Source organism: Corynebacterium sp. NML140438 (genome assembly GCF_001875725.1).
Taxonomy (GTDB): Bacteria; Actinomycetota; Actinomycetes; order Mycobacteriales; family Mycobacteriaceae; genus Corynebacterium.
On the sequence record NZ_MLCQ01000017.1, the window covers coordinates 448,358 to 471,649 of the forward strand.

Annotated in this window: 24 protein-coding genes and 1 other RNA gene; 10 read left to right on the top strand and 15 right to left on the bottom strand. The window is 65.7% G+C overall.

Features of this window, described 5'->3' with window-relative positions:
• The first annotated feature begins 134 nt into the window (after nt 1–134).
• Nucleotides 135–1,253, top strand: a complete 1,119-nt coding sequence (locus BJP08_RS05110; protein ID WP_255364762.1) for an ATP-binding protein — start codon at nt 135–137, stop codon at nt 1,251–1,253.
• 32 nt (nt 1,254–1,285) lie between these two features.
• Complete coding sequence (locus tag BJP08_RS05115; RefSeq protein WP_071568553.1) at nt 1,286–2,131, top strand: polysaccharide deacetylase family protein; 846 nt, start codon at nt 1,286–1,288, stop codon at nt 2,129–2,131.
• On the opposite strand, the gene BJP08_RS05120 is transcribed toward BJP08_RS05115, so the two are convergent.
• The 3 genes from BJP08_RS05120 to BJP08_RS05130 are packed head-to-tail and all read right to left on the bottom strand — an operon-like array spanning nt 2,128 to nt 4,441.
• Nucleotides 2,128–3,333 carry a cutinase family protein gene (locus BJP08_RS05120; protein WP_071568554.1) on the bottom strand — a complete coding sequence of 402 codons (1,206 nt, stop codon included), beginning with the start codon at nt 3,331–3,333 and terminating at the stop codon, nt 2,128–2,130. The two genes, BJP08_RS05115 and BJP08_RS05120, sit on opposite strands and share 4 nt — an antisense overlap.
• Entirely contained in the window at nt 3,330–3,914 is a 585-nt protein-coding gene (locus tag BJP08_RS05125) for a glycoside hydrolase family 25 protein (RefSeq protein WP_071568555.1), read from the bottom strand. Before BJP08_RS05125 ends, BJP08_RS05120 begins: the two co-directional genes overlap by 4 nt.
• On the bottom strand, nt 3,914–4,441 hold the full coding sequence (locus BJP08_RS05130; RefSeq protein ID WP_070477922.1) for an NUDIX domain-containing protein: 528 nt from the start codon (nt 4,439–4,441) through the stop codon (nt 3,914–3,916). Before BJP08_RS05130 ends, BJP08_RS05125 begins: the two co-directional genes overlap by 1 nt.
• A gap of 33 nt (nt 4,442–4,474) precedes the next feature.
• Between BJP08_RS05130 and BJP08_RS05135 the strand changes: the two genes are divergently transcribed.
• A complete protein-coding gene (locus BJP08_RS05135; protein ID WP_071568556.1) occupies nt 4,475–5,203 on the top strand; it encodes a hypothetical protein in 729 nt (242 codons plus the stop codon).
• A gap of 1 nt (nt 5,204) precedes the next feature.
• On the opposite strand, the gene BJP08_RS05140 is transcribed toward BJP08_RS05135, so the two are convergent.
• The 3 genes from BJP08_RS05140 to thrC are packed head-to-tail and all read right to left on the bottom strand — an operon-like array spanning nt 5,205 to nt 7,809.
• A complete protein-coding gene (locus BJP08_RS05140; RefSeq protein WP_083428422.1) occupies nt 5,205–6,227 on the bottom strand; it encodes a trypsin-like serine protease in 1,023 nt (340 codons plus the stop codon).
• The gene (locus BJP08_RS11600) at nt 6,217–6,360 is read right to left on the bottom strand and encodes a hypothetical protein (protein WP_168156175.1); all 144 of its coding nucleotides are present in this window, start codon (nt 6,358–6,360) and stop codon (nt 6,217–6,219) included. Before BJP08_RS11600 ends, BJP08_RS05140 begins: the two co-directional genes overlap by 11 nt.
• 3 nt (nt 6,361–6,363) lie before the next feature.
• Nucleotides 6,364–7,809 carry a threonine synthase gene (gene thrC, locus BJP08_RS05145; RefSeq protein ID WP_071568618.1) on the bottom strand — a complete coding sequence of 482 codons (1,446 nt, stop codon included), beginning with the start codon at nt 7,807–7,809 and terminating at the stop codon, nt 6,364–6,366.
• Nucleotides 7,810–7,880: 71 nt separating this feature from the next.
• Here thrC and BJP08_RS05150 point away from each other — a divergent pair, with 71 nt between their 5' ends.
• Nucleotides 7,881–9,197 (top strand): nitrate/nitrite transporter, encoded by a 1,317-nt coding sequence (locus tag BJP08_RS05150; RefSeq protein WP_071568557.1) that lies wholly within the window; start codon nt 7,881–7,883, stop codon nt 9,195–9,197.
• A 9-nt stretch (nt 9,198–9,206) separates the two neighbouring features.
• On the opposite strand, the gene BJP08_RS05155 is transcribed toward BJP08_RS05150, so the two are convergent.
• The 3 genes from BJP08_RS05155 to BJP08_RS05165 are packed head-to-tail and all read right to left on the bottom strand — an operon-like array spanning nt 9,207 to nt 13,923.
• A complete protein-coding gene (locus tag BJP08_RS05155) occupies nt 9,207–9,512 on the bottom strand; it encodes a hypothetical protein (RefSeq protein WP_071568558.1) in 306 nt (101 codons plus the stop codon).
• A 15-nt stretch (nt 9,513–9,527) separates the two neighbouring features.
• The gene (locus BJP08_RS05160; protein WP_071568559.1) at nt 9,528–12,572 is read right to left on the bottom strand and encodes a bifunctional [glutamine synthetase] adenylyltransferase/[glutamine synthetase]-adenylyl-L-tyrosine phosphorylase; all 3,045 of its coding nucleotides are present in this window, start codon (nt 12,570–12,572) and stop codon (nt 9,528–9,530) included.
• A 16-nt stretch (nt 12,573–12,588) separates the two neighbouring features.
• Complete coding sequence (locus BJP08_RS05165; protein ID WP_071568560.1) at nt 12,589–13,923, bottom strand: glutamine synthetase family protein; 1,335 nt, start codon at nt 13,921–13,923, stop codon at nt 12,589–12,591.
• Nucleotides 13,924–14,029: 106 nt separating this feature from the next.
• Here BJP08_RS05165 and BJP08_RS05170 point away from each other — a divergent pair, with 106 nt between their 5' ends.
• Nucleotides 14,030–15,589 (top strand): CYTH and CHAD domain-containing protein, encoded by a 1,560-nt coding sequence (locus BJP08_RS05170; protein ID WP_071568561.1) that lies wholly within the window; start codon nt 14,030–14,032, stop codon nt 15,587–15,589.
• Between the two features lie 30 nt (nt 15,590–15,619).
• Here BJP08_RS05170 and BJP08_RS05175 read toward each other — a convergent pair whose 3' ends face one another.
• Nucleotides 15,620–15,823, bottom strand: a complete 204-nt coding sequence (locus BJP08_RS05175; protein ID WP_071568562.1) for a hypothetical protein — start codon at nt 15,821–15,823, stop codon at nt 15,620–15,622.
• A 37-nt stretch (nt 15,824–15,860) separates the two neighbouring features.
• Here BJP08_RS05175 and BJP08_RS05180 point away from each other — a divergent pair, with 37 nt between their 5' ends.
• Entirely contained in the window at nt 15,861–17,054 is a 1,194-nt protein-coding gene (locus BJP08_RS05180) for a hypothetical protein (protein ID WP_071568563.1), read from the top strand.
• A gap of 2 nt (nt 17,055–17,056) precedes the next feature.
• On the opposite strand, the gene rnpB is transcribed toward BJP08_RS05180, so the two are convergent.
• The 4 genes from rnpB to BJP08_RS05200 all read right to left on the bottom strand — a co-directional run bounded on the left by rnpB (nt 17,057) and on the right by BJP08_RS05200 (nt 20,228).
• Nucleotides 17,057–17,473: RNase P RNA component class A (rnpB, locus tag BJP08_RS05185), an RNA gene on the bottom strand.
• A 40-nt stretch (nt 17,474–17,513) separates the two neighbouring features.
• A complete protein-coding gene (locus BJP08_RS05190; protein WP_071568564.1) occupies nt 17,514–18,677 on the bottom strand; it encodes a bifunctional RNase H/acid phosphatase in 1,164 nt (387 codons plus the stop codon).
• Between the two features lie 4 nt (nt 18,678–18,681).
• Nucleotides 18,682–19,365, bottom strand: coding sequence for a zinc ribbon domain-containing protein (locus BJP08_RS05195; protein ID WP_071568565.1), 684 nt, complete (start codon nt 19,363–19,365; stop codon nt 18,682–18,684).
• Nucleotides 19,366–19,382: 17 nt separating this feature from the next.
• Nucleotides 19,383–20,228 carry a Nif3-like dinuclear metal center hexameric protein gene (locus tag BJP08_RS05200; RefSeq protein WP_071568566.1) on the bottom strand — a complete coding sequence of 282 codons (846 nt, stop codon included), beginning with the start codon at nt 20,226–20,228 and terminating at the stop codon, nt 19,383–19,385.
• Nucleotides 20,229–20,263: 35 nt separating this feature from the next.
• Here BJP08_RS05200 and BJP08_RS05205 point away from each other — a divergent pair, with 35 nt between their 5' ends.
• Genes BJP08_RS05205 through BJP08_RS05220 form a run of 4 tightly spaced genes read left to right on the top strand, consistent with a single transcriptional unit; the run spans nt 20,264 to nt 22,905 of the window.
• Nucleotides 20,264–20,911, top strand: coding sequence for an HAD hydrolase-like protein (locus tag BJP08_RS05205; RefSeq protein ID WP_255364764.1), 648 nt, complete (start codon nt 20,264–20,266; stop codon nt 20,909–20,911).
• Complete coding sequence (locus BJP08_RS05210; protein ID WP_071568568.1) at nt 20,901–21,365, top strand: low molecular weight protein-tyrosine-phosphatase; 465 nt, start codon at nt 20,901–20,903, stop codon at nt 21,363–21,365. The genes BJP08_RS05205 and BJP08_RS05210 overlap by 11 nt, the downstream gene beginning before the upstream one ends.
• 38 nt (nt 21,366–21,403) lie before the next feature.
• Entirely contained in the window at nt 21,404–22,303 is a 900-nt protein-coding gene (locus BJP08_RS05215) for an SURF1 family protein (RefSeq protein WP_071568569.1), read from the top strand.
• Nucleotides 22,303–22,905, top strand: coding sequence for a hypothetical protein (locus tag BJP08_RS05220; RefSeq protein WP_071568570.1), 603 nt, complete (start codon nt 22,303–22,305; stop codon nt 22,903–22,905). The genes BJP08_RS05215 and BJP08_RS05220 overlap by 1 nt, the downstream gene beginning before the upstream one ends.
• Before the next feature lie 295 nt (nt 22,906–23,200).
• On the opposite strand, the gene BJP08_RS11990 is transcribed toward BJP08_RS05220, so the two are convergent.
• Nucleotides 23,201–23,292: IS3 family transposase (locus BJP08_RS11990; protein WP_369816359.1), on the bottom strand; the 92-nt coding region annotated here is incomplete at its 5' end.

The window sequence follows — 23,292 nt, forward strand, 5'->3', positions numbered from 1 at the left end:
ACTTTAGGGATTTGGTAAATTGCACTTTAGGGATTTGGTAAGTCGTACTTTAGGGATTTGGTGAAATAGTGTTCATTCCGAGGGAGTTGGGTACACATCTTGGGCAGCTGGCATCGTGGTTTCCGATCGTGAGCGTGACCGGCCCACGACAAAGCGGAAAATCAACGTTGGTTCGCGAACAGTTTCCGGGATTTACATACCTCAATCTCGAAGACCCAACGCTACGCGCGTTAGCCACCGAGGACCCCACGGGTTTTATCCGTGATCGTGGCTCTGCCCTCATCATCGACGAGGCTCAATATGCGCCCGAGCTATTCTCGTCCCTGCAGGTCTTGTCGGACGAACGAGGCACACCTGGACAATACGTGCTCTCCGGTTCGCAGAACTTCCTTTTAATGGAGAAGATCTCGCAAAGCCTGGCTGGAAGAGTAGGTATCACTCACCTGCTTCCACTTTCTTTCCGGGAAGCACTCACCGCACGACCAGACATGAGCATTGAAGAATTCATGGTTCGTGGTGGCTACCCACGCCTGTATCAAGTAGATATGCCACCAGAGATCTACTACCAGAACTATCTCCGCACATACGTCGAACGGGACGTCACGCAGCTACTGAACGTCCAGAACGCGGAGGCCTTCCAAAAGATGATGAAGCTGTTAGCGCTGAACGCAGGAAGCCTCATCAATTACACCGGCTTGGCTCGCGAGCTCGGTGTCTCGTTTGCAACCGTGAAGAACTGGGTAAGCATCCTGGAATCCAGCTTCATCGTGTTCGCGCTGCGCCCTTTTCACACTAATTCCCGGAAAACGCTCACGAAAACCCCTAAGTTGTACTTCTACGACACCGGCTTGCTTTGCCACCTCCTGGGTCTTCACACAAAAGCAGACCTCGTGAGGTCTCCAGCTTTGGGTGCTGTAATGGAGAACCTTATCGTGGCGGAAACCGCCAAGTGCTACCACCACCAAGGGGTAGCTCCCGAGCTGTATTTCTATCGTGATGACAGCAAGATTGAGGTAGATCTCCTCGATATGACGCACGAGCCGCGCGCTGTGGAAATAAAGTCCTCCGTGACGTTCCGCTCACGCCATGGTAAAAACCTCGCCACGGTGGGGAGCCAGTTGGACATTGATCCGGCGCAGCGCTGGGTGGTCTACCGTGGCGAACATAGCCAACAGTTGGAAGAGTTCAAGGCGATGCCTGCAGCCGAGTACCTGCGGCTCAATTTCACCCAACCGGAAAACCCGGTACGCTGACACCCGTACAGACTCTGGATGGTGGTGTAGCAATGCGTAATATCGTGTCCACACTCGTTGCTGCGGCGATGCTGTGTACTGCACCGCACGCGGTCGCGAACACGCTCGCGGGCAGCTCGCAGGCGTTTTCCCAGTCCAGCTCCCAGGCTGGTGAGGAAGTCCGCACAGCAATCTACCGGGCGCTGCCTCCGCAGGCGCGCAACCATCCGTTGGCGCAGCAGCTCGCTCCGGCCCCTGCGCCCAGCGCACCGGCGCCTTCCCAGGATCAACCTGCGGACTGTTCCAACTGTGTAGCCGTCACGTTCGATGATGGCCCGGCGACCTCCACGAATGAGGTGCTGGATATCCTCGCTCGCAAGCACGCCACGGCGTCGTTTTTCGTGTTGGCACCGAAGGTGCGCGCGAACCCAGGCGTTGTGCAGCGGATGCGGGCAGCGGGCCACACGGTGGGCAGCCATACCGCCACGCACCGCGACTTGACGAGGCTTTCGCAGCCGGAGGTGCGTCGTGAAGTGGAGGAAGGCTCCCGCGCGATTGCGGAAGCCACTGGTGCTTCCCCGCGGTTTGTCCGCCCGCCGTATGGGGCGCTCAACGCGACCGTGTCCGACGCGGCGCGGGTGCAGGGACAAGCGGTGGTCTTGTGGGACGTCGATACGCTGGATTGGAAGCACCGCGACCCGGCGCGGACATGCAAGACTGCAGTTGACCAAGCGCGGGCAGGGTCGATCGTGTTGATGCACGACATCCACCCGACGACGACCCAAGCCGTGGAGTGCGTGATCGACGGCCTGCGCGCGAAGGGGCTGCGGCCGGCGAGCTTGGATCAGATGGTGCCGCAGCCGGTGCCCGGCAAGACGTACACCACAAGGAACAGTTAGCTCGCCCGCATCCGGGTGACCATGTCGCGGGTGATCCACGCCTCCACGGGCTCGCCGTCGATGGTCCACGCGGGGTGGTCGCCGCCCTCGAAGTAGGACAGGTGGTGGGGCATCATGTTCATCACGTGCGGGATGAGGTCGATCAGTGACATCGGGAGCTGAGGAACGCCTATCCCGGCGGCCATCGGCAGCAGTTCCTGCGCGGCCACGTGGAGCAGCACGCCCAACCCGGTGATGTCTTCTCCCGAAAACGGCGGTGTCTCCCCCTGGTAATCCCGCACCACGTTCGACACGGCAGCAAGTTCCCACGCCAATGCAAGCAACGTAGCGATGGGGTTGTGCCCGAAATCCTTGAAGCCCCGCCCGGCCAGCTTGTGCAGCGGGGCCGCGGCGGGCTGGGCGAGGCGCACGCCGACGCGCTGCGCCAACCCGTCGTGCTGCGTGGCGCAGGCGAGGTCGTTGCTGTGGCAAAACGTGAGAACCTCAGCGTCGTGGAATGCGGCACGGCGTGGGCCTGTGAGGCCGGAGACGTCACTGGCGAGCTGTACGCCGTCGAGCGGGATGAGGATCTCCCCGTTTTCGCCACGGACGCCACGCGCGCCGGTCGCGGTTTCCGCGGGTCGGTAGGTGGTGCGGCTGCGCCCGGGATCGGCGATCAAGTAGGCGGCGACGAGGCGCGGGTCAGGAGTCTCAGCCACGAGGTCCCCGAGCAGGCCCGCACCTTGCGAAAACCCGAGGAACAGCACCTTCGCGTCCGGGCAGGCGCTGTGGAGCGTGGCGAGGTGCGTGCGCACCGCGCGCTTGCCCGTATCCAGCGACGCCCCGTACGGCAGCGCCATGTTCGTCCTGGTCTCGCCCAGCGTACCAAGCACGCCAACCGACGCCGTGTACGGCACCTGCCAGGCAGACACGCTTCCGCCAGCTGCGTCGACGTCGGCGAGCAGGGTCGAGCCAGGTCGCAGTCCGCGCACGTGCAGCGGGTCGTCGCCCTGGTTGGAGTCGCCGGTGCCGGCGGCAATCACAATCTCGAAATCGGTGCAGCGCTGCGGTGGGGCCGCGATGTTGCGCTCGTACGACTCGAGCGGGGCCGCGGGCAAGGGATCGCTATCGCCTTTCCCCAACAGCTGCGCGTTGGCGGGTGGTGTCATAACGCATCCGACGCACACCACGACTGCCAACACGGCGCGCACACCCTTCATCATGCTTGCCTCCATGCGTTGAGGTCCACCGTGAATCCCCCGATGAAGCCGCGGGAGGTGTACTGCCACACCTCGGGGGTGCCCATGCCGAGTGGGGTCGGCCAGGCGTCGACACCGGGGAAGGCTGGATTGTTGGAGCCCCAGTCGGCAAGCCAGAGGGCGCCGAACTGGGAGGGGCGGGCCAGGCGCATGTATCGGCGCCAATACCAGGCATTCGTGTAGACGCCAGCAACGCGCACCCCGAACCGCTGGAAGGTGTCGTAGGCGGCGCGGACGTCGGCAAGCGTGAGCCCAGCGGGGCTTTCCACGTCGAGCCACATCGGGCACTGCATGGCGCCGGGGCCGCGCTGGAGTACCTCGACGCTGGCTTCCACCTGCTCAGCCACGCTGGTTCCCTCTGACGGGCTGCGCAGGAAGTGGTAGGTGGACACGTTGAGGTGGGCGGAGTGGGCGTCGACAAACAGGGTGGGGAACGCGTGGTCCTGGTAGGTGCCGTCGGTGGTGCGAATGATGGCGAAGTCGAGCGGGCAGGCGGTGAAGTCGAAGCCTGCCTGGTGCTCGGATACGTCGACGCCGAACCGCATTAGTTGCGCTTGCTAAAGCCCATGCGTGGCTGGAAGCCCTCGGGGCGCTTGCGCTGGGCGGCGGCGTCGCCGATGACGAGACGCCACTTCGCGTCCGTGACCGGCATGTGGGAGAGCGGGAACCAGCCGACGTCGATGGATTCGTCGTCACCGACGACTGGCTCCTGAGAGGGGTCGACGGCTTCGAGGCGGATCTGCGTCGACATGTAGCTTGCGACGTCCCCATTGTCGTGTGTGACGGGGCCGATGGCGCCGACGCCGAGGATCGCTGCCGGGGTGGCCTTGATACCGGTCTCTTCGAGCACCTCGCGCACCGCGGCGTCGTGGGCGTCCTCACCCGGGTCGGCGATGCCGGTCACGGGCGTCCACTCCTCGTTGTCCGCGCGGCGGACGAGGAGCACTTCGGGCACTGCCCACGGGGTGTCCGCGGTGGAATCCCGCAGCACGACGGCGCATACGGAGGGAACCCACATTGGGTCGGTTCCGATCTTCTTTCGGGTCTGCACGATGAACTCGGGTATAGGCATGGGTTCAAGTGTACTTCGGTTACTATTTACGTCATGTTGCACACCACCACTGATGACTCCGCTCAGTCTGCCGCTTTGCTTCGTCGGGTGCCGACGGCGGTGTTCGTGGTGGTCTACGGCGCGCTTGTGGTGGTGTTGGCTTCGCTGGCAGTTGCGCTCTACGGCTACCAGCACAATGCCCCGCAGGAAACGCGGCTGCAGCGCGAGCTGGTGTTTTTACCGGAGGCGCCACAGGCCGATGTTGCGTCGATAGAGGCGAGCATTCGGCCGTACCTGATCGCGAACGCGGAGGTGCACGAGGCGCACCGCGGCGCGGCGGTGCGCGGCGATATCACGGATACCGCGGTGCAGGATGTGGACTCGTTCTCGGGCCACCTGTCGCGTTTGCTGCAGCAAAACTGCATCCCCGGCGTTGAGCTTCGCACGGGCAGCAACCTCAATGTGAGTTTGTGGGACTACTGCCACGATGCGCCCGCACCGGAATCGATTGCGCAGCTCATGCGCCTCGCTGTGGGGTATGACGCCGACTTCGTCGGGTTCCTGCACTACCCGTTCGGGCAGAAAGTCAAGGTAACGTGGATGAACGTGGCCGACGAGGCTGATCGCGACAGCCTGGTCGCAATGTGGGAGGAGGTCGGCCTGCCCGACGGCTTCGTCGAGGTGATTTACCAGGTCTATGGGGCGGGCGAAGTGACCACGCTCGAGATTGATAACAAGGGCAAGCACGACCTGCAGACGAACACGACGCCCGATACTCAGTAGCTCACCACTGCTGTTCGACCCACTGGGCGTCCGGCACGACGCGCTCGATGACGCTCAGGATTTGGTCGACATTGGAGTAGGACATCATGATCGGGTCCTCCATGCCTTCCCAGCACTCCTCCCCTGAACGGTCGGCTTCCGTCCCGGAAACCACACCGATGATGGTGGCCCGCCCGTTCACGTCGGCGAAGACGGGGCCGCCCGAGTCGCCGGAGGAGGCGCACACACCCGCGATGTCGCCGCGGGACTCACGTTGCTCTTCGTCGTCGTGGGCGGTCACGATCTGGACGCGCTCCGCGGCCTCGAAGTGACCGCAGGTGTAGCCGGTGGTTCCGCCCGTTTTGCAAACGCGGTCAACGGGCCCAATGTCGGCGCCGATGCCCGTTGGGATCGGGTCACCTACGAGCGGGACGGCGCGGTCCGTGTCGTAGATCTCGATGATGCCGACGTCGATGCGTTCGGCCTGCGGATCTTCCACGTCCGGGGTGTAGAGCCCGGAGTAGATAAACCTGCCGACCTCCTGCGAGTAGTCGTTGGTGTCCGACGCCCCCTTCGGCCACACCAGGTTGCCTTCGCGCCCGCAGTGCCCGGCGGTGACGGCGTAGGAGCGGCCGTCGGCACCTGAGAAGGTGAACGCGACGGTGCAGGACTGCGCGGTGAAGCGCTCCCCCGGCTCCGGGTAGTGGTCCGTGGACTGGATCAGCGAGCCCGGCGCCCACGGTGCGAACGCGGGCACAAGAATCCGGTTACCTGTATCGGCAGGCGGCTGCTCCCCGGGGCGCTGGACGGCTTCCTGGGCTTGGCGCTCCTCGGCCGTGCGCGTGTCTATTTCAGAGGTGTGCAGGCCCAGCCACACCACCATCCCGACCAAGCACAGCGCGGCGACGACGATAGTGAACCACGCGCCACCACCCAGCCCGCGCCGAGGCGCCGGCTGCCCTAGCGGGGCGACCGGCTCCGGGAACGTCCACTGTTGCCCGTCTTCGGGCTGGTATTTCTTGGCGAGGTCGCCGCTACTGCTCATCGCCCGCTTCATCGTCGGCGAAGGCAGGGTCGCCCTTGGCGGCCTCTTCCTTTTGGATCTTCATGTCACGGATGAACTTCTCCGGGTCGAACTCGGTGAAGTACTCCGGGCCTGCGAACTGTTCCTGTGCCATGTGCTACTTCCCTTCAATGGAGTCTTGGATAAAGGCCTTCACGGCTTCGGCGTCATTCGGCAATTCGGTGACGTGCCGTGGTTGGTCCATGATGCCACGGAAGCGCTCCGGCACCTCCGGCTGGGTGCCAGTGGCCGCGACGATGGTCTCGGCGAACTTCACCGGCAGCGCGGTCTCAAGCACGACGACTGGGGTGTCGACGTCGCCACTGACGGCACGGGCGGCGTGGACACCGTCGGCGGTGTGCGGGTCAATCAGCACGCCCGAGCGCTCGTGGACCTCGCGGATGGTCGCCACGCGGTCAGCGTGGGTGGACGAGGAGGAGCAGAATCCGAACGCGTCGCGGATGCGGTCGAGGACGTCTGCACCGCCGAAGTCCTCAGCATCGAAGCCGCCGTCGTTGACCTTGGTGCCGAACAGCTCGCTGGTCAGCGCTGCGTCGCGCCCGACGGCGTCGAACATCATGCGCTCGAAGTTCGACGCCTTCGAGATATCCATCGACGGTGAGGACGTCGCCTGGGTCTCAGCAGCGCTGCGCGGGCGGTACTGGCCGGTGCGGAAGAACTCGTCGAGGACGTCGTTCTCGTTGGTGGCAACGATCAGGCGGTCAACGGGCAGGCCCATCCGCTTGGTGATGTAGCCGGCGCACACATCGCCGAAGTTGCCGGTTGGCACCGAGAAGCTCACCTTCTGCGAGTTGTTCTCGGTCACGCGCAGGTAGGTCGAGATGTAGTAGACGGTCTGGGCAAGCAGGCGCGCCCAGTTGATCGAGTTGACGGCGCCGATGGCGTACTTGGCCTTGAAGTCGGCATCCCCGTTGACGGCCTTGACCACATCCTGGCAGTCGTCGAAGACGCCATCGAGGGCGATGTTGAAGATGTTCGGGTCATCAAGGCCGAACATTTGAGCTTGTTGGAACGGCGTCATCCGTCCGGCCGGGGTGAGCATAAACACGCGGATGTTGTTGCGGCCGCGCATCGCGTACTCGGCAGATGAGCCGGTATCGCCGCTAGTGGCGCCCAGGATGTTCAGGTGGCGGCCGCGGCGGCCAAGCTCGTACTCGAAGAGCTCGCCGAGCAGCTGCATCGCCATATCTTTAAACGCCGCGGTTGGCCCCTCAGAGAGGTGCGCCAGCCACAGGTCGTCCTCGAGTTTGGTCACGGGGACGATGGCGGCGTCGTTAAATACTGGGGTGCGGTAGGCGCGGGCCGTGATCGCTTCGATGTCGGCGTGCGGGATGTCGTCGATAAAAAGCTTGAGGACCTCTGCGGCAAGTGCCGCGTACCCGCGCTCGGCGAGCAGCGTGCGCCAGCTATCGAGCTGCTCAGGGGTCAGCTGCGGGTACTCGACGGGGAGGAACAAGCCGCCGTCCGGGCTTAAGCCGGTGAGCAGAATGTCGGTGAACTTGTAGGTTGTGCCTGCGGTATCGCGCGTTGAAATGTAATCCACGGTTGCACAGTCTACGTCACGCACCAGACCCGCATGCCAGATTGCCTAGCCGAGGGAGTACCTTGTACCGCATGCCTCAATCCAACTCCCCTGTCTCCCGGCCTAACGACCCGCAGCAGCGCGTCACCCGGCGCGCCCTGTTTGTGTGGTTCGGTGCGGTCGCGGTGTACGTGGTCGCTATCTTGGGTCGCACGTCCTTCGGTGTCGCGGGTGTTGAGGCGATCGATCGCTTTGGTATCGACGCCTCGCGCATCGCCGTGTTCACCGCCGTGCAGGTTGGTGTGTACTCGCTGGCGCAGATTCCGACTGGGGTGCTGATCGATAGGCAGGGGCCGCGCTTCATGCTGATTGTCGGCGCGCTCGTGATGGCGGTGGGCCAGATCTTGCTTGGGTTTACGTCCTCGTATCCTGTCGCGCTTGCGGCGCGCGTGCTCATCGGCGCGGGCGACGCCACCGCGTTTCTGGCGGTAATGCGCATCCTGCCGAGCTGGTTCCCACCCCGCAAGACGCCGCTGTTTACGCAGCTGTCGACGGCGATTGGGCAGATGGGTCAGTTCCTGTCCGCGGTGCCGTTTTTGGCGCTGCTGCACGCGAAGGGCTGGCAGGTCGCGTTCGTGTCGCTGGGTGCGGTCGGGGTGTTGGTGGCACTCGCCGCGGTGGTGGCGGTGGCGGACGCCCCCACGAAGCCCGGTGAAGAATCCCCCGCCAAGAGTGCAAAGGTGCCGCTTCGCACCACACTTTCGACGGTGGTGCGCTCCCCTGTGTGCTGGGAGGCCTTCTTCATCCACGGGTTTTCCATCTTCCCGATGATCACCTTCACGCTGCTGTGGGGCGTGCCGATGATGACGCTCGGCATGGGCTTGAACGAGCAGGAAGCGGGTTCGGTCCTCATCATCTTGACGGTGTGCATGATTGTTGCGTCGCCGGTGCTCGGGGCGGTCTCTGCGCGCATGGGGGTTCGCCGCGACATGGCGGTCATCGTGCTGTGCTCACTGACACCGCTGATGTTTTTGTGGTTCTTTTCGACGTCCACTCCGCGCGGATACGGCGCGATCCTGGCGGTGGTGATCGTGATGGGCACGGTGGTTCCCGCGTCCAACTTCGGCTTCGATAACGTGCGCGAGCACACGCCGCCAGGCATGGTGGCGACCGGGACCGGCCTGGCAAACATGGGCGGGTTTACTTCCTCCATGGTGTCGGCGCAGGCGGTGGGGATTTTGCTGGACCACTCGGCGGATTCGGTGCAGTACACGTGGGAAGATTTCCAGCACGCTTGGGTTGCTGTCTACGTACTGGCGGCCCTCCTGCTTGTGGGGGTGCTGGTGGCGCAGCCGCAGATGCGCAGGCTCAAGATCGTCGAGCAGGCGCCACCGCGGGCTGCGAACTAAGAACACCCGCTAGCGCCGCGGCGGTTCCTGGCGCCCGGTCAGGATGTCCACGACGGAGCGGATGGCGGCGTCGCCTAGCTGCGGCAACGCCGAGGAGCCCGGGGTGGAGACCGTCGTGTTCTCTTCGTGGGAGCGCTCGGGCACGCGCTGCTGGTGGGCATCCGTGGTGCCAGGCTCCACGGCGATGCTCAGCGTGGAATCTGCCAGTTCGAGTGCGGTGTCGGGGGTGACGCCGGCGACGCGGGCGGCGTCGACAAGTGCGACGAGGTCCGCGAACGTTGCGTGTTCAAGGTCGATTGCAATCTGTACAGCCATGGGCACCAGCATAAGTTATTCGAACTCGAGCGACGGGGCCTCGCCCCAAAACACCTCCTCCACCACGCGATATGCGCGGCGGGTGGTGCGCCGGTAGTCCTCCAGGAACTGCTGTTGGTGCTCCGGGCTGTAGCCCGCGGAGCCCGCAACAGGCCCGAGCTGCGTACCCGGTGCGGGCAGCTGGTCGGTGCGCTTGCCAGTAACGAGCACGATGGCGTTGCGGGCCCTGGTGGCCATCAGCCATGCCTCGCGCAGCTGGCGGGCCTGCTGCGGCGCGATGACCTGCGGTAGGTCGTCGTCGGGGTCGGCGAGGTAGTCGAGGGCCTCCAGCGTGGAGGTGGTGTGCAGGGCCGGGTGGGTGTGCGCGTGCATCATGGTGAGCAGCTGTACGGTCCATTCGACGTCGGCGAGCGCCCCGCGGCCCAGTTTGGTGTGGGTGGCGCGGTCCGCCCCACGCGGCAGGCGCTCGTTGTCCACGCGCGCCTTGATGCGGCGCACCTCCCTGATGTCGCGCTGGCTCGCGCCCTCCGGAGGGTATCGCACCGGGTCGATGACGCGCAGGAAGTCCGCGCCGAGGTCCCGGTCACCGGCGATGGTGATAGCGCGCAGCAGCGCCTGGCGCTCCCACACCTCGCCCCACTCGGTGTAGTAACGCTCGTAGGACTCCACTGTGCGCACCACCGCGCCGGAACGCCCCTCGGGGCGCAGTCCAAGGTCGACCTCGAGTGGCGGGTCGGCGCTCGGCTTCGCCAGGCGTGCGCGCATCGCCTCAATCACCTTGGCGGCCCACACGGTTGCCTCGTGGTCGTCGTAGCCCTCGTTGGCCGCCGCCACTACCATCACGTCTGCGTCCGAGCCGTAGCCGAGCTCCGCCCCGCCGAGTCTGCCCATCCCGATCACAGCGATGCGCGCCGGCGCTGGGCGGTCGGGATCCTCGTGCTGGGCGCGCATCTCGGCGGCGAGCGCTGCGCGCAGGACGGCGTCCCACACGTAGGTGAGCTCCTCGCAAACCTGGCGCACCTCCATGAAGCCGAGCAAGTCGGCGGCTGCGATGCGCGCGAGCTCCGCCCGGCGCAGCGAACGCGCCACCGACACCGCGCGGTCCGGGTCCTCGTAGCGCCCGGCGGCTGCAACGATCGCCTTCTCCACTTGGTCGGACGCTGCCTCGATGAGGCGCGGCCCCGAGGAGCCGTCGCCGAAGAGTTTGACCACCTCAGGGGCCGCGATGATCAGCTCAGAGGCGTACGGGCTGGTACCTAGAATTTGCATGAGTCGCTGGCTGACCACGCCTTCGTCGCGCAGCATGCGCAAAAACCAGTTCTTATCCTCCGCGGCCTCCGAAAGCTTGCGGTAGTTCAGCAGCCCCGCGTCCGGGTCCGCGGTTCCACCCAGCCAGTGCATGAGCGACGGCAGCAGGATCGCCTGCAGCTTCGCCCTGCGCGAGGTGCCTTTCACCAGGGCGGTGAGGTGATCGTGGGCGCGGGCCGGGTGGCGGTAGCCGAGTGCGGCAAGCTGTGCCTTGACGGCGTCAGCACTCAAGGTGGCCTCGCCGTAGCTCAGGTTGACCACCGCGCTGAGCAGCGGGCGGTAGAAGATGCGTTCGTGCAGGTTCGCCACGGTGAATCGGACTTGCTTGAGGCGGGTGCGCAGCGCCTCGGTCGCCGTCGCGCGCGGGCCGGTGCGGAAGCCCGAGGTGCGCGCGAGCCACCGCAGCGCCTTCGCGTCGTCGGGTCTGGGCAGCTGGTGGGTGCGCTTGAAGCGGGTGAGCTGCAGTCGGTGCTCGAGCAGGCGGAGGAACTCATAGGCGTCAATCAACTTGGCGCCGTCTTCGCGTCCGATGTAGCCGCCGTCGGTGAGCACCTGGAGCGCGTCGACGGTGTTCTTCACCCGAATACTTGGGTCGATGCGCCCATGCACGAGTTGGAGCAGCTGGACGGCGAATTCGACGTCGCGAAGCCCGCCGCTGCCAAGCTTGAGCTCGCGCTCGCGCAGGTCTTTCGGCACGTGCTCGAGTACGCGCCTGCGCATCGCTTGGACGTCCTCGACGAAGCTTGTGCGTTGCGACGCCTCCCAGACCAGCGGACGCAACGCCGCAATATAGCGCTGCCCCACCTCGGCGTTGCCGGTCATCGGGCGGGCCTTGAGCAGTGCCTGAAACTCCCAGGTCTGCGCCCAGCGCTTGTAGTAGGCCAGGTGGCTATCGACGGTGCGCACGAGCGCCCCGGACTTGCCCTCAGGACGCAGGTTGGCGTCGACTTCGAAGAAGCAGGCGGTGCCCAGCTGCATCACAGTGCTGGCGGTCTTGGTGGCTCGGGCGGTGGCGGGTTCGGCGACGAAGATGACGTCGACGTCGGAGATGTAGTTGAGTTCGCGGGCGCCGCACTTGCCCATCGCCATGATTGCCAGGTGGGAGTCGGGGTCGTCGTCGCCGTAGGTTTCGCGGATGGCGACGGCCAGCGCTGCAGTCAGGGCGGCGTCGGCAAGCGTGGTGACGTACTCGGTGACGTCGCGGTAGCCGACCTCGCTAGCGAGGTCGGAGGCGGCGATGCGCATCATGAGGGTGAGGTAGTGCTCGCGAAGCGGCGCGGTGGCGCTGGAGTGGGATGCCCACTCCTGTCCCGCCCGGTAGGTACCGGGGGTGGTCAGGTCCTCGCTTGCGGTGTCACCCTCGAGCGCGACCGGCACGGCGTCGACGGTGCCGAGCATCGTGCGGAAGAGCTCCTCACTGCCAGGCAGCGGCTCGAGCAGGGTGCGCCAGTGCTGCGGGTGCGCCACTAGGTGGTCGGACAGCGCGGTCGAGCCGCCGAGTAGCGCGAACAGCCGGGCACGGAACTGTCCGTCGCTCGCCAGGTAGGTGTGCACGTCGTCCCAGGATGTGGCGTCGTCAAGCGCGCTGTGGAGACGGTAGAGCGTGTTGAGTGCGAGGTCGGGATCGCCGGCGTCGGCAAGCGCTGCGAGCACCTTCCCATCGGTGATGCCGAGCGTGGCCAGGTCCTCGGCGGCGCGTGGACTGGTCAACCCGAGCTTCGCCGGGTTCGGCAGGGGTGCTGCTGCAGACATGGTGCTCCTTAGTGGCTTAAAGGTCGATGCCGTGCTCGAGTTCCCACGGGGTGATCTGGTTGGTGTAGGCGTGGTACTCGTCCCACTTCGAGCGCAGGAAGAACTCGTAGACCTGCTCCCCGAGCACCTCCGCCATGAACTCGGAACGCTCCAGGTGGCGCAGCGCCTGGTCGAGCGAGTTCGGCAGGTCACGGTACCCCATCGCTCGGCGCTCGCGGCGGGTGAGGGCGAAGACGTCGTCGCGGGTTGGCTCGTCGAGCTCGTACTCGCCCTCGATGCCGCGCAGCCCCGCCGCGAGCACCGCCGCGTACGCAAGGTACGGGTTGCAGGCGGAGTCCAGCGAGCGGACCTCGATGCGGCGAGAATCCGCCTTGTGCAGGCGGTAGGTGGGCACCCGCACCATCGCAGAGCGGTTCGATATGCCCCACGTCGCCGCGGTCGGCGCCTCGGAACCGAACTGGAGGCGCTTATACGAGTTCACCCACTGGTTGGTCACCGCGGAGATCTCGTTGGCGTGCTCGATGATGCCCGCGATGAACTGCCTGCCGGTCTTGGACAGCGAAATCTCATCGTCCGGGTCGTGAAAGGCGTTGGTCTCCCCCTCCCACAGGGAGAAGTGGGTGTGCATGGCGGAGCCGTCCATGTCCGCAAAGGGCTTCGGCATGAACGTGGCGTGCACGCCGTTAGCCTCCGCGACGGTCTTCACGATGTAGCGGAACGTGACCACGTTATCTGCCATGGTCAGCGCGTCGGTATGCCGTAGGTCGATCTCCTGCTGGCCTGCGCTGGCCTCGTGGTGGGAAAACTCGGTGACAATGCCCATGTATTCCAGCGCGGCGATCGTCTGGCGGCGCAGCTTCGGCGCCTCGTTGCGCTTCGCCTGGTCGAAGTAGCCGCCCATGTCCGCCGGCACCGGGTCCTCTCCCGGCGTGTGCTGTTTGAGCACGTAGTACTCGATTTCGGGGCTGGCGTTGAACTCGAATCCGAGTTCGCGCGCGTGCGTCATTTGGCGGCGCAGCACCTGGCGCGGGTCCGCGTAGAGCGGGTCGCCGTCCGGCATGGTGATGTCGCAGAACATGCGGGCGGTCTGCAGGCCGGTGTCTTCGTCGAACGGCAGGGGTTGGAAGGTGGAGGGGTCCGGGCGCAACAGCGTGTCCGACTCGGAGATGCGGGAGAAACCCTCGATGGAGGAGCCGTCGAAGCCCACGCCTTCGTCGAAGGCTGCCTCGAGCTCGGCGGGGCTCATCATGACGGTTTTCAGGGATCCGAAGATGTCGGTAAACCACAGGCGGATGAACGCGATGTCCCGCTGCTCAACCATGCGAAGTACGTTTTCCTGTTGCGTGTCCATAGTGTTGTACCCTACTGCGCCCGCGGCCGTGGCGTCGCGAAAGCGGGCAGGCGCGTTAGACTTTGCGGTGACCGCACATGCTTCGCGTTGAAAGTAGGGCTTTGCCGTGGCCGCACCACATGAGTTCGTAGAAATTGAGATCAAGTTAGCTGTCGACGATTCCACCGCCGTCCCCGATCTGCGCCAGCTGCCGGGGGTGTCCGCGCTTGCGAACACGAGCCACCAGCAGCTCTCGGCAATTTACTACGACACTGCTGACCTGCGCCTGACGCGCGAGAAGATCACGCTGCGCCGCCGCACGGGTGGCCCGGATGACGGCTGGCACATGAAGATCCCGGCAGGTCAGGGCCGCACGGAGCTGCGCTGGCCACTCGGAGACCCCAACACGGTTCCTCAGGAGCTTGTCGACGCCGTCCGTGCCATCGTGCGCCACCATCCCCTGCAGCCGATCGCGCAGGTGGACAACCACCGCGTGGAGACCATCCTCGCCGATGCGGACGGCCAGCCCGTCGCCGAGTTTTGCGACGACCACGTCTCCGCCCGCTCGCTGTTGCCGGGAGGTTCGAGCACGTCCTGGCGCGAGTGGGAACTCGAGCTCACGGAGCAGGTTGCGGGCACCGACGCCGGTGCGTCGCTGCTGCGCCAGGCGGAGCGCTACCTGCTTGCTTCTGGCGCCCGCCCGTCTGCTTCGCCGTCGAAGCTGACCTCCGCGCTCGGGGACTCATTGGGCAAGGCTCCCCTGCCGCCGCACCTTCGCGAGGCGCACCTGCCCGCGGATTCCCCACTGCACACGCTGCTTAAATCCGTGCGCGAGCTTCGCGACGCCATCGTCCACGGCGACCGTGCCGTGCGCGCCAACCAGCCGGATTCAGTACACCAGCAGCGCGTGGCCATCCGGAAGCTGCGCTCCATCCTGCACACCTTCGACGGGCTCGTCGAGGGGGATGCGTTTTCGAAGATCGAGAAGGAACTCAAGCATGTCGCGGGTGTGCTCGGGGTCGCGCGCGACGCCGAGGTGGTCCACGCCCGCTGGCTGCAGCTGTTGGACACGGACGACTCCGACTTAATCGGCGAGGTTGCCGCCACGCACCTGCGCGAGGACATGCACCGCGCGTACACGCTCGCGCACCAAGACGTGGTAGAGCTGTGCAATAGCGATGCCTACCTTGCGCTTCTCGACGCCATCGACGAGCTCATCGCGAACCCACCAAGTGTGCACGAGGACATCGAAGACAGTGGCAAGGTCGACGAGATCCTCACCCGCCACGTGCGCAAGGCGTATAAGAAGTTGAAGAAGCGCCACGCCAAGGTCGACGACCGCTACCACGACACGTCCCTGCCTCGCACCAAGCGCGAGGCCTACGTGCACGACGTGCGCAAGGCCGCCAAGCGACTGCGTTACGCCGCAGCCGCCACGGGCGACCCGAAGTTGAAGCGCCTCGTCAAGGCCTGCAAGCGCCTACAATCCATGCTTGGCGACTTCGAGGACTGCGCCACCTCACGCGAAGAACTCCTCGTGCTTGCGGACATCGCACGCCAGCGCGACGAGGATGTCTTCGCCTACGGCATGTGCTTCCAGCGCGAACTCCGCGACGGCGAAAAGGCGCTGCGCGGCTACTTCGGCGCAGTGCGCGAGGTAAAGAAGGCCGCGCAGAGGGCCCTGTAGGCCTTGTAAGTCTTGTACGTGCGGTAGGCGCTACTTCTCCCAGGAAGGCGGGGTACCCCAGTTGTCCTCGGCGGCGTCTTCGGCGTCCGCCTGCTGGTTGCGCGCGGCGGCGATGCGCAGGGCGTCCTCGGCTTCCTCCCGCGTTTTGTAGGGGCCCATGCGGTTTTCCCAGGACTGCACTTTGCCCTCGGTGATCTCGCCGGTGGTCGGGTTGTAGTAGAAGTTTCCGCTCATGGCGCCCACCTTAGCGCCACGGGTATGGTTGTGCCCTATGAATGTCCAACAGGAGATGCGTGCTGCGCATGCCCATCACGCTGGCTGCGCCCCCGACCACGTTGCTTCCGCGCCGGCAACGGTGCTGGTGGCTGGTGATGGCGTCGATAGTTATGGCGGGGCGAGCATCATCGGGCTTGCCCAGCAGCGGGCGTGCGCCGCGGTGAGCCGTAGGTCGGACGATGTCATTTCGCTCCAGTTCACGCGTGCCGACGGCCAGGTCCTTGCCGCGACCAGCACGCTGTCGGCGCTTAACGCCCCCACCGGGGGCAGCGAGGAGGCGCAGCTCGCGCACCGGATTACGGGTCTGATCCACACGCTTATCCACCGCCAGGTCCTCTCCCGCGAGACCACGGGGATGGATATCTCGGTGGTCTCCCACGTGCCGCACGGTGTTGGCCTCGGCGAGATTGCCGCCGCGGAAGCCGCCATCACGTTGGCGTGCGCCGGCGCCCACGACGACATCGACGCCCCTCCCCTACGCACGAAGCTGGCGGACGTCTGCGCACAGTCCGCGACCGCCTACGCCACGTCCAGCCCGCTGAAGGCACGCTACACCGCGGCGCTTCGCGGCCACGGCACCACGCTGAACCTGGTAGAGCAGGCGGATGGCTCGGTCACGCAGGTCACCCACCCGGAGCGCCTTGGCCTGCGGATGTTCGTGGTGGCCAAGGAGCAGGCACCGCAGCCGGATGCGTACGCGGAGTCGATGCGTCGGCGCCAGGAGTTCATCGAGACTGCAGCCGCGAACTTCGGCGTTGCCTCGCTGCGGCAGCTGCCGGATGCGACCGCGCGCGTCGTCCAGTGGGTGGAGGCCCGCCACACCGTTGGCGATAGCTCAGCGCCGGATCCGCAACGCGCCCGCGAGGTGCTGCAGCGCTGCGAGGACGAAACGGCACGCGCACTGGGTGCAGCGCAGGCGTTGCGCTCGCAGCAGATCGATGCGCTTGTCCGAGCGCTGCACCCCCACGCCGGCGACGCCGCCGACGAGGCCCTGGCAACCCCGGCGCTGCTGGGCCAGCTTGCGTGCGAATGCGGAGCGGGCGTCGCAAGGCCGGCCGCACCTGGGGTCTCCCAATCGGTGCTGGCGCTGGTGCCGGCGTCGAAAGCCGAAAACTTTACCTCCCGGATGGAGGAACACCTGCTGGTCATCCCGGTCACGACGGGTGAGGTTGGCAGGATCGAAGTGTAAGGCGAATGAGCCAGCCTATAAGCCGGATTCTGTACCCGCGCCCGTAAGAGGCGCGGGCGGCAACCATCCATCTGTGCGTCCCATTGCTGGGCGCATCAAGCAGCTACCTTCGGACTGGGCGGGCAGCCTCATCACGTCCGACGACCCCAGCCTTACGGCTGCGGTTCTTGCCTTGCTCCCGGTGGGGTTTACCTGGCCACGCACATCACTGTGCATGCCGGTGCGCTCTTACCGCACCCTTTCACCCTTACCCACCCAGTTGCCTGGGTTGGCGGTGTACTTTCTGTTGCACTTGCCCGCGGATCGCTCCGGGTTGCTGTTAGCAACCACCGTGCCCTGTGGAGTCCGGACTTTCCTCGGTCCCCGCCAGCCACAACGCGTGTGGTGGTTCGGGGCGACGCGGTCGCCCGGCCGGCTCATTCGCACTGTGCCACTCTACAACACGGCAGCCGGTGCGCTTTATTTTCGGTGGTGGGCGACGTCGTTGACGCAGCGCACCACGCCCATCTCCCCGTAGAACTCCACTACAGAAATCGACGCCAAGTCCAAAAACAGGTGCTTGAACACCTCGGCGCTCACGTTCAGCCCCTGGCGGATCATCGACTTGATCGGTGTGGTGTGCGCCACCAACAGGATGGTCTTTCCCTCGTAGCGTTCCTGGACGCGCAGCCGGGCGCGGGTGACGCGGCGGTGCAGCGAGGCCAGCGACTCGCCGTTCGGCGGCGCGGTGGCGGCGGAGGCCTGCCACGCCTCGAACTCCTCGGGGTAGCGCTGCTGCGCGTCCTGCCTGCTAAGCGCCTCGAAGTCTCCGAAGTCCACCTCGCGGAAGCCATCCTCGGTAACGATGTCCTCGCGCGCAATCCCAAGCGCATCCGCGCAGGCCTGCGCGGTTTGCTGGGCGCGGGCCTGCGGGGAGGCAACGATCACGTCGATGTGCCCCATCCCGGCCAGCGCAGCCGCGGCCCGGCGCGCCTGAGCCTGGCCAATGTCGGTCAGCGATGGGTTGGCCTGACCACTGTAGACGCCGCCGGCGGAGTGCACGGTTTGGCCGTGCCGCAGCAGCACGAAGCGGGTGCGCGGGGCGTCGGTGCCGGACCAATGGCCGGGGCTGGCGGTCTCGTGGGGCTGCGCCTCTTTTGGTGCCGCCGCAGCCGCCTGCTTCGACGCTTGCTCGGCCGCCTGCTTCGGAGCCTCGTGCGCAACGAGGCCCTTTTTGCCCTTCGCGGCGGCGTCCATGGCCACGTTGGACAGCTCGTCCGCCTTCTTGTTCTTGGCGCGGGGCACCCACGTGTACGTCACCTTGGTGCACGTGCGCGCGAGCTGCTTTGCCTGCAGCGCGAGCTGCTGCATGTCGGGGTGCTTGATCTTCCAGCGCCCGTTCATCTGCTCGACCACGAGCTTGGAGTCCATAGACACGGCGACCTCGTCGGCGCCGGCGTCGATGGCGGCCTTCAGGCCCTCGATGAGCCCGTGGTACTCAGCGACGTTGTTCGTGGACTTTTTTCCAACCGCGTAGACGACTTCCGCCAGGGTTTCCCCGTCCGGGCCGTAGACGACGGCGCCGCTTCCGGCGACGCCGGGGTTGCCGCGGGAGCCGCCGTCGCAAAACATGGATACCTTCATGGGCTTACTCCTGTACCTGGGTGCGCACGAGCAGTGTGCCGCAGTTCGGGCACATCGGGACCTCGTCGGCCGGGGTGGCGTTGACCTGGTTGCGCTCGGTGGCGGGCAGCGCGATGAAGCAGCCGTTGCAGGTGCGGCCGTTGAACGCGGCGGCACCGATTTCGTCGTAGGCCTCGAGGACGTCTGCGGGCAGCTGGTTGCGCAGCGCCTCGGTGTCTACGCGCTCGCGTGCTGGCAGCGCGTCGACGGCGCGCTGTGCGGCCTCAACCTGGCGCTCAAGCCCGTCAAGGCGCGCCCCGTGGTTGTCGCGGTTGTTGCGCAGCGCTGCGATCTCGTTGTGGGCCTCCTTCAGCTCGTACTGCAGGTCCGCGATGCGCGACTTCGTGGTGTAACGGTCGTGCTGCAGGTCCTTGCGGCGCTCTTCGTCCGTCTCGGCGCCGAGCATGCGTTTGTTGTCCAGGTCGCGGCGCTTGAGCTTGCGCTCGTCCTCCTGGATGCGCAGGATCTCCAGCTCCATGTCGTCGACCGCGAGCTGCGCCGCGGACGCCGCGCCGCGCATGCGCTCAAGCTCCTCGGTGAGGCGCTGCAGCTCCTTTTCCTCTTCGCGCACGACGTCGGGGTGGGCGGCCTGGCGGTCAGCCTTGGCAAGATTCAGTAGTACCTGCTGGAGTTCTACGGCAAGTTTCACGGGGAAGCACTGCTCCTTTACTTGGCTTGATTCGGGTGGGCGGAAACGGTCCATGGGTCCGTGCGCACGGGGATGATGCACGTTTCTACGCCTAGCGGGTTCACGATACCCTCTACCTGCTGCGTCCACGGAAATTCACTGGCCCAGTGCGCGGTATCGATCACAGCGGGTCCGCCTGCGCGCAGGTGTTCGTCGACTGGGTGGTGGCGCAGGTCGGAGGTGACGTAGACGTCGACGCCGAGCGCCCGCGCGTCGTCGAGGAAGCTGTCACCCGAGCCGGAGGAGACGGCGACGGTGCGCACTATCTGCTCGGGGTCGCCGGCGGCGCGCACGCCCCACACGGTCTCTGGCAGGGCGTCGGCCACGCGCTGGGTGAACTCGCGCAGGGTCATGGGTTCAGGCAGGGTGCCCACTCGTCCAAGGCCAGTGGCTCGCTCGAGTGCCCCCGGCGTATCGACGTCCACATCCCCCACCGGGCGAATCGGCCTGCCGGGGCGAATCCCGACGAGCTCCGCCAACTTGTCATTCACACCCGGGCGTGCCGAGTCCGCGTTCGTATGCGCCGCGAACAACGCGCAGCCGCCACGGATCAGCGTGTGTACAACCTTGCCCTTCGGCGTGTTCGCCGCAACCGAGTGCACCCCGCGCAGCAGCAACGGGTGGTGAACTACCAGCATGTCCGCGCCTTCCTCCAGCGCGCGCTCCACCACGCTCATCGTGCAGTCCAGGGCGAACGCCACCTTGTGCACGGGCTCGTCCGGGTCGCCGCAAATCAGGCCGACCTGGTCCCAGCTTTCGGCGAGTTCGGGCGGGTAGGCGGCCTCGAGTGCCGTCACAATGTCTCCTACAGTCTTCGTCGTCATGGCAACTAGCCTACAAACCTGGAATGCTGGTGGGCGTGACACTCCAAACAAACCGCCCGACCATGCTCTTTGACGTCGACGGCACCATCCTCGACTCCTTCCCAGGAATCCGCGAAGGCTTCCTGCGGGGGCTCGCCGCCATCGACGTCGCCCCGCCCAACGAAGCGTTCATCGCCAAGATCCCGGGGCCACCCATGCGGGAATCCTACGAGAAGGCCGGGTGCACACCCGCACAAGTCGACGCCGCGATGCAGGTCTACTCCGACTTCATGAGCACCGACGGCTGGCAGCAGTTCACCGTCTTCGACGGCATGGCCGAACTGATCGCCCAGCTTGATCGGGATGGGTTCCGGGTGGGCACGGCGACGTCCAAAAGCGAAACCTTCGCCGAACTCGCGCTGAAGCGCGCGGGCATCTGGCCACACCTGGACTTCCTCGGCGCAGCCGACCACGAGCGCGGCCGCAGCACCAAAATCGCCGTGCTGGAGTACGTCCACGACACCTTCGCGCCGAAACACCCCATCATGGTCGGCGACCGCACCCACGACTTCACGGGTGCCACCCACTTCGACATCCCATCCATCGCCGTGACCTGGGGCTACGGTGACGCGGCGGAGTGGGCGCAGGCCACCCACACCGCACACACCCCAACCGAGCTTAAGGAAATCCTCTATGCATATTGATTTCGTCTGCACCGGCAACATTTGCCGCTCGCCCATGGCGGAAGTCATCATCGCCGCCAAACTCGCCGACGCCGGCCTCGCCAACAACGTCCGCGTCACCTCCTCCGGCATCGGCGGCTGGCACGTCGGCGGACCTGCCGACCCGCGCGCCATCGCCGAACTCGCCAACCACGGCTACGACGGCACCCACCACCGCGCCCAACAGTTCGGCGCCAACCAAATCGACGCCGACCTCATCGTGGCGCTGGACACCAACCACGTCTCCGAACTCATCGCCCGCGGCGTCCCCGAATCCCGCATCCGCCTGCTGCGCTCCTTCGACCCAGCCGCCCCCGCAGGCGCCGGCGTCGAAGACCCCTACTACGGCGGCACGGACGGCTTCCAAACCACACGCGAACAAATCGAAGCCGCCGCCCCAGGTATTATCAGCTGGGTCAAAGCGCAGCTAGACTAGCCGGAGTAAGTACGGGATCTGTGAAAGCGGGAGCAACAATGCAACCTGAAACAGGTGCACAACCATGGTGGAAAACGTTTCTGACCCCCGGGTGGGTCATCGTCGCCATCCTGATCGTGCTGTTCTCCTACTTCGCCTTCACCCTGCTGGCGCCCTGGCAGCTCCACAAAAACGAGGCCCTCGTCGAGCGCAACGACCACATCAAAACCGCCTTCGAGCATGACCCGGTGCCGATCGGAGAGGTCGTCGACAAGCAGGGCGAACTCGCGCCCGGCGCCGAGTGGACCCGCGTCACCGCAACCGGCACCTACGCCCAAGACAGCGACGTGCTGCTGCGCCTGCGCCCCATCGACCGCACCCCCTCCTTCCAAGTTCTCACCCCATTCCACCTGGACAACGGGCAAAGCGTACTGGTCAACCGCGGATGGGTCCCCGCCATCGGCTCCACCCAAGTCCCCGACATCGACGCCCCACCCGCCGGCGAACAAACCATCTCCGGCATGATGCGCGTCGACGAAGGCGTGCACCCCTCCGCACCCCTCAACGACCAGGGCTACACCATGGTCTACTCCATCAGCCCCGGCCAAGTCGGCGAACTCACCGGCACCACCCTGGCCAGCCCCTACGTCCAACTCCTCAGCGACTCCCCTGGCGTCCTCACCGCCATCCCCCTGCCCATGCTCGAAACCGGCAACCACCTCTCCTACGGACTGCAGTGGATCGCCTTCGGCATCATGGCGCCCGCCGGACTCATCTACTTCATCTGGGCCGAAACCCGCGAACGCCGCCGCTTCAACGAAGAACAAGCCGAGCTTATCGACACCCCCTCCGAGCCTGCCGAGCCTGTTGCTCCCGCCCCTGTTCAGGCGCGGTCCCGCTACGGCACCCAACGCCGCAACCCCTGGGCCAAATCATACGAAAAGGAAGAAGAACGCTAATGCCCCACCAACTCACCCAACGCGACGTCAAACACCTCGCCCGCTGCCTCACCCTCCTCGGTGACGCCAACATCCACCTCGACGCCGCCGCCGAACCCGCCGACATCGAAGACGCCATCCTCGACGACCTCGACGCCTTCCGCGCAGCCCCCATGACCACGCTGCTCGGCCTGCGCGGCCCCCACAACGCCCCGCTCATCGACTCCGTCGTCCACAGCGTCCCCCAAACCGATAACGCCTTCGTCCACCTTCTCGACTACATCGCCCTCGCCGCCAAGGCCCTGCGCGCCGAACTGCGCGAAGTCGCCGTCTTCCCCGACCCCGACAACATCGAAACCGGCTCCCTGCGCCTGCGCGTCGGCGAATGGGACGTCACCGACATCGACATTCCTGCCGGGTCTGACGGTTCGGCTGGTTCTGCTAGCCGCCTAAGTGTGGCCGATGCCGAGCTGGCCATCATCGGCGCCCTCATACCCCTCGACGCCGAAGCCGTCACCTTCCAGTCCCCACAAGGCATCGGCGTTGTCCTCGCCGACGTCGTCCCAGGTGCTTCACAGGCCAGCATCCAGGCCGTCTTCACCGCTATCGAGGCGGAGCTGTAGGGGCGCTGGGCGCTGGGTGCCCACCGGACACCACATTCGTTTGCGGCAAGTTCTCGACCTGGGGAAACGAACCCCACCTGCGCTGAAAATACCGGGATTTGGTGCGCTGATCCGCTGCTCGCACTGGGGTCGCCGCCGCCCACCGAAAAAGTTCCCCAGCCCGGGAACTACTTTGCGCTTCAAGCTCATTCCGGTCGACCAGTGCCCCTACATCCCCAGGTCGCGACGCCTGTCCACGAAAAAGATTCCCCAGATCAACGTGAACTTGCCCCCGAAAGTTAGACTAGGGGTAATCCTACCCGGCTAACGCCTTAAAGGCCTTATCCCGGTATTTCATCGGGGTGCAACCATCAAGTCCCAGCTGGAGTCTTTCCGCGTTATACCAGT

What these genes read in the sequence shown, in the direction of transcription:
- BJP08_RS05115 (WP_071568553.1), top strand. Translation starts at nt 1,286, where the DNA reads ATGCGTAATATCGTGTCCACACTCGTTGCTGCGGCGATGCTGTGTACT.
- BJP08_RS05120 (WP_071568554.1), bottom strand. Translation starts at nt 3,333, where the DNA reads ATGATGAAGGGTGTGCGCGCCGTGTTGGCAGTCGTGGTGTGCGTCGGA.
- BJP08_RS05125 (WP_071568555.1), bottom strand. Translation starts at nt 3,914, where the DNA reads ATGCGGTTCGGCGTCGACGTATCCGAGCACCAGGCAGGCTTCGACTTC.
- BJP08_RS05130 (WP_070477922.1), bottom strand. Translation starts at nt 4,441, where the DNA reads ATGCCTATACCCGAGTTCATCGTGCAGACCCGAAAGAAGATCGGAACC.
- BJP08_RS05135 (WP_071568556.1), top strand. Translation starts at nt 4,475, where the DNA reads ATGTTGCACACCACCACTGATGACTCCGCTCAGTCTGCCGCTTTGCTT.
- BJP08_RS05140 (WP_083428422.1), bottom strand. Translation starts at nt 6,227, where the DNA reads ATGAGCAGTAGCGGCGACCTCGCCAAGAAATACCAGCCCGAAGACGGG.
- BJP08_RS11600 (WP_168156175.1), bottom strand. Translation starts at nt 6,360, where the DNA reads ATGGCACAGGAACAGTTCGCAGGCCCGGAGTACTTCACCGAGTTCGAC.
- BJP08_RS05150 (WP_071568557.1), top strand. Translation starts at nt 7,881, where the DNA reads ATGCCTCAATCCAACTCCCCTGTCTCCCGGCCTAACGACCCGCAGCAG.
- BJP08_RS05155 (WP_071568558.1), bottom strand. Translation starts at nt 9,512, where the DNA reads ATGGCTGTACAGATTGCAATCGACCTTGAACACGCAACGTTCGCGGAC.
- BJP08_RS05160 (WP_071568559.1), bottom strand. Translation starts at nt 12,572, where the DNA reads ATGTCTGCAGCAGCACCCCTGCCGAACCCGGCGAAGCTCGGGTTGACC.
- BJP08_RS05165 (WP_071568560.1), bottom strand. Translation starts at nt 13,923, where the DNA reads ATGGACACGCAACAGGAAAACGTACTTCGCATGGTTGAGCAGCGGGAC.
- BJP08_RS05175 (WP_071568562.1), bottom strand. Translation starts at nt 15,823, where the DNA reads ATGAGCGGAAACTTCTACTACAACCCGACCACCGGCGAGATCACCGAG.
- BJP08_RS05180 (WP_071568563.1), top strand. Translation starts at nt 15,861, where the DNA reads ATGAATGTCCAACAGGAGATGCGTGCTGCGCATGCCCATCACGCTGGC.
- BJP08_RS05190 (WP_071568564.1), bottom strand. Translation starts at nt 18,677, where the DNA reads ATGAAGGTATCCATGTTTTGCGACGGCGGCTCCCGCGGCAACCCCGGC.
- BJP08_RS05200 (WP_071568566.1), bottom strand. Translation starts at nt 20,228, where the DNA reads ATGACGACGAAGACTGTAGGAGACATTGTGACGGCACTCGAGGCCGCC.
- BJP08_RS05210 (WP_071568568.1), top strand. Translation starts at nt 20,901, where the DNA reads ATGCATATTGATTTCGTCTGCACCGGCAACATTTGCCGCTCGCCCATG.
- BJP08_RS05215 (WP_071568569.1), top strand. Translation starts at nt 21,404, where the DNA reads ATGCAACCTGAAACAGGTGCACAACCATGGTGGAAAACGTTTCTGACC.
- BJP08_RS05220 (WP_071568570.1), top strand. Translation starts at nt 22,303, where the DNA reads ATGCCCCACCAACTCACCCAACGCGACGTCAAACACCTCGCCCGCTGC.